A 14,824-nucleotide genomic window follows, 5' to 3' on the forward strand; every position below is an offset into this window, starting at 1 on the left:
TCAGGCAGGCGTGGGGGCCGGTCTCACAGGTGGCGGCGTCGGGCGGCGACCTGCCGGTCGTACTCCTCCCGGGCCTTGACCGCCGCCGGTCGGCTCGCGGTTTCGGCTACCGGAACATCCCACCACGCCTGTGCCGGAGGCGGGCCCGACACTGTGTCGGGCGTTTCGGTCTCGACGTAGACACAAGTGGGGCCCTCCGCGTCGCGTGCCTCGGAGAGGGCTTTGCGCAGGTCGTCGACGGTGGTGGCGCGCAGGACCCGCAGGCCGAGGGAGGCCGCGTTGGCGGCCAGGTCGACGGGGAGCGGAGGGCCGGTGAAGCCGCCGTCGGCGTCCCGGTGGCGGTAGGCCGTACCGAAGCGCTCGGCGCCGACCGCCTCGGAGAGGCCGCCGATGGAGGCGTACCCGTGGTTCTGGAGGATCAGCAGTTTGAGCGGCAGGTTCTCCTGGACAGCGGTGACGATCTCGGTGGGGTTCATCAGATACGTGCCGTCGCCGACGAGCGCCCAGACGGGACGGCCCGCACGGCCCTGGCTTCCGGTCGCGAGCAGGACGCCGATCGCGGCCGGGATCTCGTAGCCCATGCAGGAGTAGCCGTACTCGACGTGGTACTGGTCGCGGGAGCGGGCGCGCCAGAGTTTGTGCAGGTCGCCGGGGAGGGAGCCGGCGGCGTTGATGAGGATGTCGTCCTCGGTGACCAGGGTGTCCAGGAGGCCGAGGACCTGGGTCTGGGTGGGGCGCGCGGCGGGGGCGGGGGTGGCGAAGGATGCCTCGACCCGTTCCTCCCACGCCTCCTTCGCGCCGGTGTACTCCGTCTCGTACGCCGGGTCGACCCGGTAGCCGCGTCCGGCGAGCGCCGCCGTCAGCGCCTCCAGGCCCGCGCGGGCGTCGGCGACCAGCGGGAGGGCGGCCAGCTTGTGGGCGTCAAAGCCGGTGATGTTGAGGTGGAGGAAGCGGACCGCCGGATCGGCGAAGAGCGTGCCGGACGCGGTGGTGAAGTCGGAGAAGCGGGTGCCGACGCCGATCACCAGGTCGGCGGTGCGGGCCAGTTCGTCCGCGGTGGCGGTGCCGGTGTGGCCGATGCCGCCGACGTCGGCCGGGTGGTCGTGGCGGAGCGCGCCCTTGCCGGCCTGGGTGGAGGCGACCGGGATGCGGGTCGCGGCGGTGAACGCGGCGAGCGTCTCCTCGGCGGCGCTGTGCCGGACCCCGCCGCCCGCGACGATCAGCGGGCGGCGGGCGGAGCGGACCGCCCGTACCGCCGCCTCCAGTTCGAACGTGTCGGGGGCGGGCCTGCGGACGTGCCAGTCGCGCTCGGCGAAGAACTCCTCCGGCCAGTCGTACGCCTCCGCCTGGACGTCCTGCGGCAGCGCGAGCGTGACGGCCCCGGTCTCGGCCGGGTCGGCGAGGACGCGCATCGCCTGGAGGGCGGCCGGAATCAGCGCCTCCGGCCGGGTGATCCGGTCGAAGTAGCGCGAGACCGGGCGCAGACAGTCGTTGACGGACACGTCACCCGCGTACGGCACTTCGAGCTGTTGCAGTACGGGGTCGGCGGGCCGGGTCGCGAAGGTGTCGCCGGGCAGGAGGAGGACGGGCAGGCGGTTGATCGTGGCGAGGGCGGCCCCGGTGACGAGGTTAGTGGCCCCCGGGCCGATGGACGTGGTCACCGCGTGCGCCGAGAGCCGCCCCGACTGACGGGCGTACCCCACGGCCGCGTGCACCATGGCCTGTTCGTTGCGGCCCTGGAGGTAGGGCATGCGGTGGCCTGGGCTGGTGGGGGTGGGGGTGCCGTGGGTGGTTCCGCCGGGGCCTCCCGGGCCACCGGGGCCGCCGGGGCCGCCGCCCGCCGCCGCTTCCACGAGCGCCTGGCCGATGCCCGCGACGTTGCCGTGCCCGAAGATGCCCCAGGTGGCGCTGATGAGCCGCTGCCTGCGGCCGTCGCGCTCGGTGTACTGCCGGGCCAGGAAGGCCACCAGTGCCTGAGCGGTGGTCAGCCGCCGGGTGGGACAGTGGGGGTTCGCGGGACTCGTCGGGCTCGCGGGACTCGTCGGGCTCAAGGCGTTACCTCCGGGCCGGGCGACGGATGCGCCGTGTACAGCGGGAGTCTGGCGTCGATCGGCTCGCCTGGCCAGGTGTCGCGGATCCAGCGGTGGTCGGGATGGTCGCGGATCAGCCAGGCGCGCTCCTCCCCCGGCCCGGCCATCACGTTCAGGTAGTACAGCGTCCGGCCGGGCGGGGCGATGGACGGGCCGTGCCAGCCGTCGGGGATGAGGACGGCGTCACCGCCGCGCACTTCGGCGAGGACGTCCGTACCGCCGTCGCGCGACGGGGAGACGCGGTGGTAGCCGAGACCGCCGTCCTGCACCTCGAAGTAGTAGATCTCCTCCAGTTCGCACTCCTCGCCCGGCACGTGCTCGTCGTGTTTGTGGGGCGGGTAGGAGGACCAGTTGCCGCCGGGGGTGAGGACCTCCACGGCGATCAGCCGGTCGCAGTCGAAGGTGTCGGCGGCGGCGAAGTTGTTCACCTGTCGCGAGCAGGTCCCGGAGCCGCGCAGCTCGACGGGTACCTCCGGCGCGGGGCCGTAGCGAGCGGGGAGTCGTCGCTCGCACTTCGCTCCTGCCAGGGCGAAGCGGCCTCCTGCGCCGGAGGAGATCTGTGCGTGGGCGTCGCGCGGTACGTAGGCGAAGTCGGATACCCCGCTGAACACGCTTTCCCGGCCCAGCAGTTCAAAGGTCCCACCTGCTGTATGCACCGTACAGCCACCGGCCAACGGCAGGACGATCCATTCACTACCGCCGGTGACGAGCGTGTGAACACCGCCCGGCTCCAGCTCCAGCACCCGCAGGGACGAGCGGTCCCAGCCGGCCCGAGCGGGATCGATGTCGACGGCGTACGCCCCGCGTGCGGCGCTGCCGGCCGGGAGGTGGAACGTGTGCCGCTGCCCTCGGTCGGGAGGGGGATGATGCGTCGTCATGCCCCCTCCTTACCCGTCCGGAGCAGCGCTACGGCGGTGTCGACGGCGCCGGCCACGTCCCCGTCGACCGGGTAGAGCAGCGAGCGCCCCACGACCAGCCCGCGCACGGTGGGCAGCCGCAGCGCGTCGCGCCATTTCCCGTACGCGGCGTCCTGGTCGTCGCCGACCTCGCCGCCGAGCAGGACGGCGGGCAGGGTGGAGGCCTCCATCGCCCGGCCCATGGCGTCGGGGTCGTCGGTGACGGGGACCTTGAGCCAGGTGTACGCGGAGGTCCCGGCGAGGCCCGACGCGATGGCGATGGAAGTCGCCACGGCGGCGGCGCCGAGGTCGTTGCGGAGGCGGCCGTCGACGCGGCGGCAGAGGAACGGCTCGACGAAGACGGGCAGTTGGTGCGCGGCCATCGCGTCGATGGTCCGGGCGGCGGTGTGCAGGGTGTCCAGCGAACCGGGGTCGTCGTGGTCGATGCGGAGCAGCAGCTTCCCGGCGTCGAACCCGTGGCGGACCAGGTCGTTGGGGCGGTATCCGGTGAACCGGTCGTCGAGCTCGAACGCGGCGCCGGCCAGCCCGCCGCGGTTCATCGAGCCCATGACGATCTTGTTCTCCAGGGCTCCGAGGAGGAGGAGATCGTCCAGGACGTCGGCGGAGGCGAGCACTCCGTCGACGCCGGGGCGGGAGAGGGCGAGGCAGAGCCGCTCCAGCAGTTCGAAGCGGTTGGCCATGGCGAGCGACCGGTCCCCGACGGCGAGCGCGCCGCGCGCGGGATGGTCGGCCGCGATGATCATCAACCGGTCGCCGGTGGCACGGATCAGCCGCCGCCGCTTCCGTCGCGCGGCGGCCTCGGCCACGGCTTCCGGCCGCTCGGCGCGCAGCCGGACCAGCTCGGAGAGCGAAGGCGCGAGCGGCGTCATGAGTCGGCTCCGGTCCGGGGGGCCGCGGGGGTGTGGGGGGCGGCGGAAGCGCCGGGGTCCGGCGGGGTGCCGGGGTCCGGCGGGGTGCCGGGGTCCGGCGGGGTGCCGGGGTCCGGCGGGGTGCCGGGGTCCGGCGGGGTGCCGGGGTCCGGCGGGGTGCCGGGGTCCGGCGGGGTGCCGGGGTCCGGCGGGGCCTGCCGGGTCGCCGGAGCGCTGGGGTCGGCCGGAGCACCGGGGTGCGGCTGGGCGCTGGGGTCCGGCGGAGTGCCGGGGGCCGGCTGGGCGCCGGGGTGCGGCGGAGTGCCGGGGTCCGGCGGGGGCTGCCGCGCCTCCCGGGCCGTCTGGGCACCGAGGTCCGGCGCTGCGCCAGGGCCGACCGGAGTGCTGAGGTCGGCCTGGGCCGCCCGGGCGCCGGGCTCCGCGGTGACGGCGCCGGCCTCGACGGCTCGCTCGACCTCGTCCGGGAACGGCATCGCGGACGAGCAGGCCAGCCGGGAGGCGACGATCGCGCCGGCCGCGTTCGCGTACTGCACGAGGCGGTCCAGCGGCCACCCGGCGAGGAGTCCGTGGCAGAGCGCGCCGCCGAACGCGTCGCCCGCGCCGAGGCCGTTGACCACCTCCACCGGCAGCGGCGGGCAATCGGCGGTGGTGCCGTCGCGGTGGACGGCGAGCACCCCCTTCGGGCCCTGCTTAACGACGGCGAGCTCCACCCCGGCCGCGAGCAACGCCCGGGCCGCCGCGTACGGTTCGCGTTCGCCGGTCGCGATGCGGCACTCGTCGACGTTGCCGACGGCGACCGTGGCATGGGCCAGCGCCTCGCGGTACCGCGCGGGCGCCTCGGTGCTGTCGTCGCCACCGTCCCAGAACATCGGCCGCCAGTCCAGGTCGAAGACGGTCGCCGTCGCCGTACCCGACGCGTCCGCCGGGCCGGTGCCGCGCGCGGCGAGGGCGGCCAGCGTGGCGGACCGGCTCGGCTCGGCGCTGAGGCCGGTGCCCGTCATCCAGAAGATCCTGGCCGCGCGCACCGCGTCCAGATCGAGGTCCGAGGCGTGGATCTCCAGGTCAGGGGCCTTGGGCTGCCGGTAGAAGTAGAGCGGGAAATCGTCCGGCGGGAAGATCTCGCAGAAGGTGACCGGGGTCGGATATTCCGCCACGGCCGCCGCCCAGCGGGCGTCCACGCCGAACCGTTCCAGTTCCTGGTGGAGATACGTGCCGAAGGCGTCCTGCCCGGTCCGGGTGATCACGGCCGTACGCCTCCCCAGCCGGGCCGCCGCCACCGCGACGTTCGTCGGGGAGCCGCCGAGGAACTTGCCGAACGTCTCGACCCGGGCGAGCGGGACCCCGACCTCCAGCGGGTAGAGGTCCACCCCGATCCGCCCCATGGTGATCACGTCGTACGGCTCAGGCATACGCATCCCTTCGGACCGCCGGTCCGCCCCGCCGGTGGCCGGCTGGTCCCAGGTCTAGTCCCCTCCCGGGAACCCTGTCAATATTTTGTCCGGACATTCGGACGAACCCTTGACACCCTTCCGCACCCGCCACGAGGCTGGGCGTTATGACCCCCTCCGTCCGCTCCTCGGCCCGCATCCGTATCGGCTCGGCTCCCGACTCCTGGGGCGTGTGGTTCCCCGACGACCCGAAGCAGGTGCCCTGGCAACGCTTCCTCGACGAGGTGGCCGAGGCCGGGTACGCGTGGATCGAGCTCGGCCCGTACGGCTATCTGCCCACCGACCCCGCCAGGCTGGCCGACGAGACCCGCAGCCGGGGGCTCACGGTCTCCGCCGGCACCGTTTTCACCGGATTGCACCATGGACCGGACGTCTGGGACCGGACCTGGGCGCATGTCGCGGACATCGCCGCACTGACCCGGGCCATGGGCGCCGAACACCTGGTCGTCATCCCCTCCTTCTGGCGCGACGACAAGACGGGCGAGGTACTGGAGGACCGCACGCTCACGCCCGCCCAGTGGCGGGACCTGACGGCCCAGACGGAGCGGCTGGGCCGGGAGGTCCGGGAGCGGTTCGGGCTGCGGATCGTCGTCCATCCGCACGCCGACACCCACATCGACACCGAGGAGAACGTCAACCGCTTCCTCGACGCCACCGATCCGGACCTGGTCTCGCTCTGCCTGGACACCGGGCACTACACCTACTGCGGCGGCGACAGCGTCAAGCTCATCGAGACGTACGGGGAACGCATCGGCTACCTCCATCTCAAGCAGGTCGATCCGGAGATCCTGGCAACGGTGGTGGCGGAGGAGGTGCCGTTCGGACCGGCGGTGGCGCGGGGCGTGATGTGCGAGCCGCCCGGCGGAGTCCCCGCCCTGGAACCGGTCCTGGACGCGGCCCGCGCCCTGGACGTCGACCTGTTCGCGATCGTGGAGCAGGACATGTACCCCTGCCCGCCGGACAAGCCGTTTCCCATCGCGCGCCGCACCCGCGAGTTCCTCCGCAACTGCGGCGGCACCCGCTCGCCCGGCCCGGCGTCCTGAGGCCTCCGCCCCGAGGCACCCGAGTCCCCCGAGGCACCCGAGGCCTCCAAGTCCCCCCAAGGCCCCCGGGTCAGATTCCCGTGCGGCCGTCGACGCGTTCGCGGATCAGGTCGGCGTGGCCGCAGTGCCGGGCGTACTCGCCGATCATGTGCGTGTAGATCCAGCGCAGCGTGACCTGCCCGCCCATGAACGGGCTGGTGTCGTCGAGCGCTCGGGCCGCGCAGTTCTGCCGGGCCCTCGCCACCTCGGCCTCCCACCGTGCGAGCGCCTGCTCGTGGGTGGAGTCCTCGGCGAGCTCCCAGCCTCCCGCGTGGCCCTGAGTCCCGTCCCCGCCGCCGGCCGGAGGGGCGTGGAGCGGTGGGACGTCCTCCTGGGCGAGCACCCGGCGGAACCAGTTCCGCTCGACCTCCGCCAGGTGCTGGAGCAGTCCGAGCAGGGTGATCGGCGAGGGCGCGGCGGCCGCCTCACGCAGGCCCTTCTCGGGCAGGTCGGCGCACTTCTGGGCGAGGGTGGCGCGGTAGAAGTCCAGCCAGCTCTCCAGAGAGGTGCGTTCGTCGGCGAGCAGCGGGGGCATCGGACGTTCGGAAGTACTCATGGCCCTCATCGTGGCACCCGGGTCCGACAGTGGCGGCGATCCGCAACACCGGCCCCGGTTCATCCTTTCTGCCACAGCAGTAACCGTTTCGGTACACATATCTCCGTTACGCGGGCTTTCTGTCACAGCCGGTCGACAGCCCCACCCCGCCTGTCGGCCAAGGTCGTTCAACCGAGCACAGGCTGAGTGATCGTCGGCTTGAGAAGTGCAGAGAGGTGTCACCGATGACGGACAGAACGCTCTGGTCCTACAAGGACATTGCCGCGCACATCCAGGTCCAGCCGGACACCGTCCGCTCCTATCGCAAGCACGGGCTCCTTCCGCCGCCCGACCAGGTGAAGAACGGGAAGCCGTATTGGTACGGCGACACCGTCCGCGCCTGGGTCGCCTCCCGGCCCCGCAACAGGGGCCGTTGACGCCCGGCGAGGACACCTCGGCACTCGCGGCTGTTCCAGGCCCCCGCTACCTCGCTACCCCTGGCCGGCCGCCCTGCGGAAGAGAGCCGTCCACAGGAACGGCTCCCCGAAGAGCGGGGATCCGGGCGCCTCGTCGTTCATCCGGCGCAGCTCTACCTCCTCCATCCCCTCTGTCTCCGTCAGGCCGGAGAAGACATGGCGCAGCTCGTCGTCCGTATAGGCGAGCCCGCCGTGCAGACCACCCGTCAGGTAAAGCTCGGAGTCCGGAAGTTCCGAACCCATCCCGCCCTCCCCGGCGGCGAAGCAGGTGAGCGCGAAGTGACCGCCGGGTGCGAGGCAGCGCTCCAGGAGAGCGAGGTAGCTGATCCGCCGGTGGGGCGGGAGGTGATGGAAGCAGCCGGAGTCGTAGATCAGGTCGTACGGTCCGGCCAGGGGCGCCCCCGCCGCCGTCAGGGCGAACGCGTCACCGAGGTGGAACCGGATGGAGCCGGCTCCCGCCTTCTCGGCCCGCTCGCGGGCCCAGGCCAGCGCTGCCGGGGAGAGGTCGACCGCGTCGACATCGAAGCCGAGCGACGCCAGGTGGAGCGCGTTACGGCCAGGCCCACAGCCCAGTTCGAGCGCACGGCCCGGGGCGACCCACCCCCGGCGGAGATACGCGTCGAGGTTCTCGTCGGGCTTGTCCGCGAAGAACGGCACCGGCTTCGACCGGTCCGCGTAGAACGCGTCCCACCAGGACGCCCCACCGGTCGTCCACCGGTCCGCCTCCGGAGCGAACAGACCGTCCATCAAAGCCAATACGTCGTCCGCCGTACGAACGTTCCGGTCCATCCGGGCCCCCTTTTTCCGTTGAGGGAATTTTAGACTCGATGAGCATGAAAGCCGAGGTCAGCGGCGCTTCACCGATGCCACCGACGGGGCTTTGACGCCTTCCGGAGCGGGCGGGGAACCCGGCCCCCGCCCGCCATCCGTTCGGTGCCACGCGGGCCCGTCACGCGGCGCCCCGAGGCCCTTCCCGGCTTCCCCGAGGGCTGTTTCCGAACCGGTTTCCTTTCGCCGATCTCGGCGTCTCGTCGGTCTCAGCGTCTCGCCGGTTCGGCGATCTCCGCGCCCGCGCCCGATATTTCCTCGACCTCCGCCGTGGGCCCGGCGCCCCCGGGGCCACCCCGTTCGCCCGGAGTCTCCGGAGCGGCCGGCCCGGCCGGGGCCGCATCCCCTTCGCTCAGGCCGAACCTGCGGTGGAAGGCCCGCAGAGGCGCGGGGGCCCACCAGGTGGAGCGGCCCATCAGCTTCATCACCGCCGGAACCAGCAGACTGCGCACCACCATGGCGTCCATCAGGACGGCGAGGGCGATACCGAGCCCCAGCATCTTGGTGTTGGTGACCCGCGAGGTGCCGATGGCCACCATCACGACCGCGAGGATGACGGCGGCCGCGGTGATCAGCCCGCCGGTGTGGCGGAGTCCGAAGGTGACGGAGTGCTCGTGGTCGCCGGTGCGGTCGTACTCCTCCTTGATCCGGGATATCAGGAAGACCCCGTAGTCCATGGAGAGTCCGAAGGCCACGCAGAACATCAGGACGGGCAGCGTCGTCTCGATGTCGCCCGTACTGGTGAAGGCGAGCAGTCCGGAGAGATGTCCGTCCTGGAAGACCCAGACCACCGCTCCGAACATCGCGGTCAGACTGAGGGCGTTGAGCACGACCGCCTGGAGCGGAATGAGCACGCTGCCGGTGAGCAGGAAGACCAGGAGCAGGGTCACGACCACGATGATCGCCATCGCCCAGGGCAGCCGGTCGGCTATGGCGTCCTTGGAGTCGACGAGGACCGCCGCCGTGCCCGTCACCGAGGTGTCGAGGGAGGCCGCGGAGGGCACCGCCCTCAGGTCCCGTACGAGCTGCTGGGTCTCCTCGCCGACGGCTTCGCCCTCGGGCAGCACGCTGTAGTAGGCCACGGAGTCCGCGGTGACCGGGCCGTCGACCCGCAGGACGCCGGGCAGTTGCTCGATCCGGCTCTTCAGGTCCGCGTACTCGGCGGGAGAACCCTGTCCCTCGGCCAGCACCTCCAGGCCGCCGCCGGGGCTGCCGGGGAATCCGTCGCGGATGTGTTCCTGGACGACCCGGGACTCCGCGCCGGCCGGCAGCTGACGGTCGTCCGCGGTGCCGAACTTGACTCCCAGGAACGGCAGTCCGAGCAGCAGGAGCCCGACGGTGGTGACGACGGCGAAGACGGGCGCCCTGCGCATCACCAGCGCCGCCAGCTTCGCCCAGCCCCGGCCGGGCGAAGCGCCCGCGCCCGCGTTCGCGCCCGTGCCCGCGAAGTCGCCCTCGGTGGAGGTGTCCTTCTTGCGGCGGCGCAGCAGCCGGCGCAGGTCCAGCGAGTTGATCCGGTGGCCGAGCAGGACCAGCGCCGCGGGCAGCAGGATCAGCGCGGCAGCGGCGGCCAGCAGGACCACGGCGATCCCGGCGTAGGCGAAGGACCGCAGGAAGTACTGCGGGAAGACCAGCATGGCCGACAACGACACGGCCACGGTCAGCGCGGAGAACAGCACCGTACGCCCGGCGGTCCGCAGGGTCGTGCCCACCGCCGTCCGGGGGTCCGCCCCGCCTGCCAGCTCCTCGCGGAAGCGGCGGACGATGAACAGGGCGTAGTCGATGGCGAGTCCGAGGCCGAGGGCCGTCGTGAGGTTCATGGCGAAGACCGAGACGTCGGTGAACTCCGTCAGGCCCCGCAGCACCGCGTTGGTACCGAGGATGGCGACAATGCCGACGCCGAGCGGCAGAATCGCGGCCACGGCACTGCCGAAGACCATGACCAGCAGGACGAGCGTCACCGGCAGGGCGATCAGCTCGGCCCGCAGCAGATCCTCCTGGATGATCGTCTGCATCTCGTGCTGCACGGCGACGGGCCCGCCGATGGAGACCGTCACCGGCCCCCGCTCCCCCGCGAAGGCCGGGGCTATCCGGTCGAGGGTCTCACCGGCGGTCTTCTCGTCGCCCCCGATCCGGGCGGCGATGATCGCCTCGTGGCCGTCCTCGGAGCGCAGCGCGGGCGCTTGCGTCCCCCAGTAGGACCCGATGCCCGAGATCCCCTGCTCGGCCTCCAGGCGCTCGACGAGGCGAGCGGCTTCGGCGGCCACCGCCGGGTCGTCGACCGTCGCGGAGCCGCTGTCCACCAGCAGGAGCAGATTGGGCTGGGAGGCGGGGAACTCCCGCGCCAGCGCCTCGGTCGCATAGGTCGACTCGGCGTCGGGAGCCTGCCAGCCGCCGCTGCCCATCCGGTCCGCCACCCCGCTCCCGGCGAACACGGCGAGTGCGGTGATCACCAGCGCGGCCAGCAGCGCGAGCCGCGGCCGGGCGGTGACGAACCGGGTCCAGCCGCCGACCGAAGGCGGCGCGGAACGGTTGACTTCGGACATGGTGCGGTGTCCCCTTCACCGAGACCCGGGCAGCACAAGGCAGCATGGGTCGGTCATTGCCACTTACCCTGGCAAACACGAGTCGTCGCTCGCGTTCCACTAGAATGCGAGCGACCACTCGTGTTTGTCAACCGCATCATGAGAGCCGGGGATTGACCGTGTCGGAGGCCAAAGCCACCAAGGGCGCCGCAGCGGGCGGAGCAGACGGAGCAGACGGCGGATCCACCGCCCATGCGGCCGACGGAGCGCCGGGCTCCGCCCGCCCTCGCCGCCGCCAGGCCCGCGGCGAGGCCCGCATCGCCCAGCTGCTCCGGGCCGCCGCCGACGTCTTCTGCACCAGCGGCTACACCGCGTCCAGCACCAACGCCATCGCCCGCGAGGCCGGGGTGTCGCCGGGCACGCTCTACCAGTTCTTCCCGAACAAGGAGGCCATCGCCGTCGAGCTCGGCGACCAGCTGCTCAACCGCTGGCGGGACACCTACGGCGCCGCCTTCTCGCAGAGCCATATCGAGCTGCCGCTCGACCGCATGCTGGACGCCATCCTCGACCCGCTGATCGCCTTCAACTGCGAGAACCCGGCCTTCTCCGTCCTGATGCACGGTTCGGAGATCCCGGGCCGGATCACCGAGGAGCACGACACGCTGCACGCCACGATGCTGACGCGGGTCGAATCGGTCCTCGCCGGCTACCTCCCGGACGCGCCCGCCGAGCAGGTCCACCGGATCGCCGACATGGCCTTCATGATCTTCAAGGCCGGGCTGGACCTGATCATGGCCCACGAGGGCGAGGAGCGCGAGGCCTACACCCAGGAGCTGAAGACGGTCATGTTCCGCTACCTGGACCCCCTGGTCTGCGACGCCGTGCCGCAGCAGGCGCCGCACGCGCCGTAGACCGCCACCGGCCACCACCGTGGACCGTCACCGACCGACACACGGCACCACCGGAGCGCATTCATACCCCCTAGGGGTATAGTGTGGAGTGGACGGGGCGCCACGGAGGCCTCTGCGGCCCCATGCGCCCCGCCGTGCCGCCGAAACGTGTCCGCGAAGAGGAGAACGTCATGACCGCCGAGACCGAGACCGCCCAGTCCACCGGCTCCTGCTGCTCGCCCACCGGCTCCTGCCACGACGGCGCGGCCGACGTGCGGATCGAGGGGACCGACGCGGTCACCGCCGTGTACGAGGTCAAGGGCATGACCTGCGGCCACTGCGAGGGCGCCGTGTCGGAGGAGATCTCCGCGCTCGCGGGCGTGACCTCGGTCGCGGCCGTCGCCGCCACCGGCCTGGTCACCGTCACCTCCAAGGCCCCGCTGACCGAGGACGCCGTCCGTGCCGCCGTCGACGAGGCCGGGTACGAGCTCCTCGGCCCGGCCGCCTGAAGGCCTGCCCGGAGCAGCAGCACCTCGTTCGTCGTCGGGCCGGCCTCACCAGCCGATACTGGTGGGGTACGGCCCGATCTGCGTTTCTCAGGAGTTCCGGACATGGCCAGCACAGCAGCAGCCGACCACCCGGCCGCCGACGCCTCCGAGGCCGAGCTCATGATCGGCGGGATGACCTGCGCCTCGTGTGCGGCCCGCGTCGAGAAGAAGCTCAACCGGATGGACGGCGTCACCGCCACGGTGAACTACGCGACCGAGAAGGCCCGCGTCACCTTCGGGGAGGGGCTGGAGCTGGGCGACCTCGTCGCCACGGTCGAGAAGACCGGCTACACGGCCCGCCCCGTCACCCGACCGGAGCGGAAGACGCCGGCAGCGGCGGCACCAGCAGCGGAAGCCGCACCGGCACCGAACGCGGAAGCGAAAGCCGAAGCCAGAGCAGGAACAGAAGCAGGAGCAGAGACGAAACCGGAACCCGAACCGGAGGCGGAAGCGGAAGCAGAAGCCGCCCCGGGCGGTGTCGCGGAACCGGACGCCTCCACCGACTCCGACTCCCTCCGGCAGCGTCTCGTCGTCTCCGCCGTGCTCGCCGTCCCCGTCGTCCTGCTCGCCATGATCCCGGCCCTCCAGTTCGACTCCTGGCAGTGGCTGAGCCTCACCCTCGCCGCGCCCGTCGTCGTCTGGGGCGGCCTGCCCTTCCACCGCGCCGCCTGGACCAACGCGAAGCACGGCGCGGCCACGATGGACACCCTGGTCTCGCTCGGCACGCTCGCCGCGTTCGGCTGGTCGCTGTGGGCCCTGTTCCTCGGCGACGCGGGCATGCCCGGCATGCGCCACGGCTTCGACCTCACCGTCTCGCGCGCCGACGCCACCTCGACGATCTACCTGGAGGTGGCGGCCGGGGTCATCACGTTCATCCTGCTGGGCCGCTACCTGGAAGCCCGCGCGAAGCGGAAGTCCGGCGCGGCGCTGCGGGCGCTGATGCATCTGGGCGCCAAGGACGTCGCCGTGCTCAGGGCGGGCAGGGAGGTACGTGTCCCGACGGGCGAGCTCGTCGTCGGCGATCGCTTCGTCGTGCGTCCCGGGGAGAAGATCGCGACGGACGGGACCGTGGTCGAGGGCTCGTCCGCCGTGGACGCCTCGATGCTGACGGGCGAGTCCGTGCCCGTGGAGGTCTCGGCCGGCGACACCGTCACCGGAGCCACCCTCAACGCCGGCGGACGCCTCGTCGTCGAAGCCACCCGCGTCGGCGCCGACACCCAACTCGCCCGCATGGCCCGCCTCGTCGAAGACGCCCAGAACGGCAAGGCATCGGCCCAACGCCTCGCCGACCGCATCTCCGCCGTCTTCGTCCCCATCGTCATCGCCCTCGCCCTGGCCACCCTCGGCTTCTGGCTCGGCAACGACGCCGGACTCACCGCCGCCTTCACCGCGGCCGTCGCCGTCCTCATCATCGCCTGCCCCTGCGCCCTCGGCCTCGCCACCCCCACCGCCCTCATGGTCGGCACCGGCCGCGGCGCCCAACTCGGCATCCTCATCAAAGGCCCCGAAGTCCTGGAGACCACCCGCCGCGCCGACACCATCGTCCTCGACAAGACCGGCACCGTCACCACCGGCCGCATGACCCTCCAGACCACCCACACCACCGACACCACCACCGAGGACGAAGTGCTGCGGCTCGCCGGAGCCCTCGAACACGCCTCAGAACACCCCATCGCCCAGGCCATCGCCACCGCCGCCACCGACGCCACCGGCCCCCTCCCCACCCCCGACGACTTCGCCAACATCCCCGGGCTCGGCGTCCAGGGCACCGTCGAGGGCCACGCCGTCCTCGTCGGACGTCCCCGCCTCCTCGCCGATGCGGCGATCCCGCTCCCGGCCGAGCTGTCGGAGGCCCTGGCAGAGGCCGGGCGGCACGGCCGTACGGCGGTCGTCGTGGCCTGGGACGGCGAGGCGCGGGGTGTGTTCGGGGTGGCGGACGCGGTCAAGGACAGCAGCGCGGAGGCCGTCGCCGAGCTCCGTGCCCTGGGGCTGCGGCCCGTCCTGCTGACCGGCGACAACCGGGCGGTGGCGGAGGCCGTGGCGCGCGAGGTGGGCATCGACGAGGTCCATGCGGAGGTACTTCCGGAGGACAAGGTGAACGTCGTGAAGAGCCTTCAGGCGGAGGGCCGGGTCGTCGCCATGGTCGGCGACGGGGTGAACGACGCCGCCGCGCTGGCCACGGCAGATCTGGGACTGGCGATGGGCACCGGGACGGATGCGGCGATCGAGGCGAGCGACCTCACGCTGGTTCGTGGAGATCTCAAGGTGACAGCTGACGCAATCCGCCTCTCCAGGCGTACGCTGGCCACCATCAGGGGCAACCTCTTCTGGGCCTTCGGGTACAACGTTGCGGCCTTGCCCCTGGCTGCAAGTGGCCTGCTCAACCCAATGATCGCGGGAGCCGCCATGGCGTTTTCGTCCGTGTTCGTCGTCACGAACAGCCTACGGTTGCGTGCCTTCACGTAACTTCCACAAAGAGATTTAGATCACACCGAATTCAGGGTAACCATCCGGTGGGTTCGTGAGTCTTAGAGTGCGATGCCAAGGATGTCTTGGGGGACGTCCGATGGAGTGTCTTGGGGGACGCTCCTGTGGCAAGCGTTTGGCCGGGGCACG

At 72.1% G+C, this 14,824-nt stretch carries 11 protein-coding genes and 1 pseudogene; 5 read left to right on the forward strand and 7 right to left on the reverse strand.

The window, feature by feature from the left end; all coding sequences use genetic code 11:
- Nucleotides 1-23: 23 nt before the first annotated feature.
- The 4 genes and pseudogenes from iolD to iolC all read right to left on the reverse strand — a co-directional run.
- The gene (gene iolD, locus KV381_RS11495) at nucleotides 24-2,051 is read right to left on the reverse strand and encodes a 3D-(3,5/4)-trihydroxycyclohexane-1,2-dione acylhydrolase (decyclizing) (RefSeq protein ID WP_218785160.1); all 2,028 of its coding nucleotides are present in this window, start codon (nucleotides 2,049-2,051) and stop codon (nucleotides 24-26) included.
- Nucleotides 2,048-2,968 (reverse strand): 5-deoxy-glucuronate isomerase, encoded by a 921-nt coding sequence (gene iolB, locus KV381_RS11500; protein WP_030077587.1) that lies wholly within the window; start codon nucleotides 2,966-2,968, stop codon nucleotides 2,048-2,050. Before iolB ends, iolD begins: the two co-directional genes overlap by 4 nt.
- Nucleotides 2,965-3,876, reverse strand: a complete 912-nt coding sequence (locus KV381_RS11505) for a hypothetical protein (protein ID WP_030625842.1) — start codon at nucleotides 3,874-3,876, stop codon at nucleotides 2,965-2,967. Before KV381_RS11505 ends, iolB begins: the two co-directional genes overlap by 4 nt.
- A 299-nt stretch (nucleotides 3,877-4,175) precedes the next feature.
- Nucleotides 4,176-5,285: pseudogene (gene iolC, locus KV381_RS11510) on the reverse strand (5-dehydro-2-deoxygluconokinase); the annotation flags it as partial.
- Nucleotides 5,286-5,431: 146 nt separating this feature from the next.
- On the opposite strand from iolC, the gene KV381_RS11515 reads away from it, so the two are divergent.
- The gene (locus tag KV381_RS11515; protein WP_193464765.1) at nucleotides 5,432-6,367 is read left to right on the forward strand and encodes a sugar phosphate isomerase/epimerase; all 936 of its coding nucleotides are present in this window, start codon (nucleotides 5,432-5,434) and stop codon (nucleotides 6,365-6,367) included.
- A gap of 70 nt (nucleotides 6,368-6,437) precedes the next feature.
- Here KV381_RS11515 and KV381_RS11520 read toward each other — a convergent pair whose 3' ends face one another.
- Entirely contained in the window at nucleotides 6,438-6,962 is a 525-nt protein-coding gene (locus KV381_RS11520; protein ID WP_193464764.1) for a DinB family protein, read from the reverse strand.
- Nucleotides 6,963-7,186: 224 nt separating this feature from the next.
- Here KV381_RS11520 and KV381_RS11525 point away from each other — a divergent pair, with 224 nt between their 5' ends.
- On the forward strand, nucleotides 7,187-7,378 hold the full coding sequence (locus tag KV381_RS11525; protein WP_010064909.1) for an AlpA family transcriptional regulator: 192 nt from the start codon (nucleotides 7,187-7,189) through the stop codon (nucleotides 7,376-7,378).
- Between the two features lie 54 nt (nucleotides 7,379-7,432).
- Here KV381_RS11525 and KV381_RS11530 read toward each other — a convergent pair whose 3' ends face one another.
- Nucleotides 7,433-8,206, reverse strand: coding sequence for a class I SAM-dependent methyltransferase (locus tag KV381_RS11530; protein ID WP_030625836.1), 774 nt, complete (start codon nucleotides 8,204-8,206; stop codon nucleotides 7,433-7,435).
- Nucleotides 8,207-8,454: 248 nt separating this feature from the next.
- Nucleotides 8,455-10,791 carry an MMPL family transporter gene (locus KV381_RS11535; protein ID WP_218785161.1) on the reverse strand — a complete coding sequence of 779 codons (2,337 nt, stop codon included), beginning with the start codon at nucleotides 10,789-10,791 and terminating at the stop codon, nucleotides 8,455-8,457.
- A 158-nt stretch (nucleotides 10,792-10,949) separates the two neighbouring features.
- Here KV381_RS11535 and KV381_RS11540 point away from each other — a divergent pair, with 158 nt between their 5' ends.
- The 3 genes from KV381_RS11540 (at nucleotide 10,950) to KV381_RS11550 (ending at nucleotide 14,674) form a co-directional block, all read left to right on the forward strand.
- Nucleotides 10,950-11,681 (forward strand): TetR/AcrR family transcriptional regulator, encoded by a 732-nt coding sequence (locus KV381_RS11540; protein ID WP_193464762.1) that lies wholly within the window; start codon nucleotides 10,950-10,952, stop codon nucleotides 11,679-11,681.
- Between the two features lie 170 nt (nucleotides 11,682-11,851).
- On the forward strand, nucleotides 11,852-12,169 hold the full coding sequence (locus KV381_RS11545) for a heavy-metal-associated domain-containing protein (RefSeq protein ID WP_030077564.1): 318 nt from the start codon (nucleotides 11,852-11,854) through the stop codon (nucleotides 12,167-12,169).
- 102 nt (nucleotides 12,170-12,271) lie between these two features.
- Entirely contained in the window at nucleotides 12,272-14,674 is a 2,403-nt protein-coding gene (locus KV381_RS11550; RefSeq protein WP_218785162.1) for a cation-translocating P-type ATPase, read from the forward strand.
- Nucleotides 14,675-14,824 lie beyond the last annotated feature (150 nt).

The sequence above is a fragment of the Streptomyces sp. WY228 genome, assembly GCF_019287315.1.
Lineage (GTDB): Bacteria > Actinomycetota > Actinomycetes > Streptomycetales > Streptomycetaceae > Streptomyces > Streptomyces caviscabies.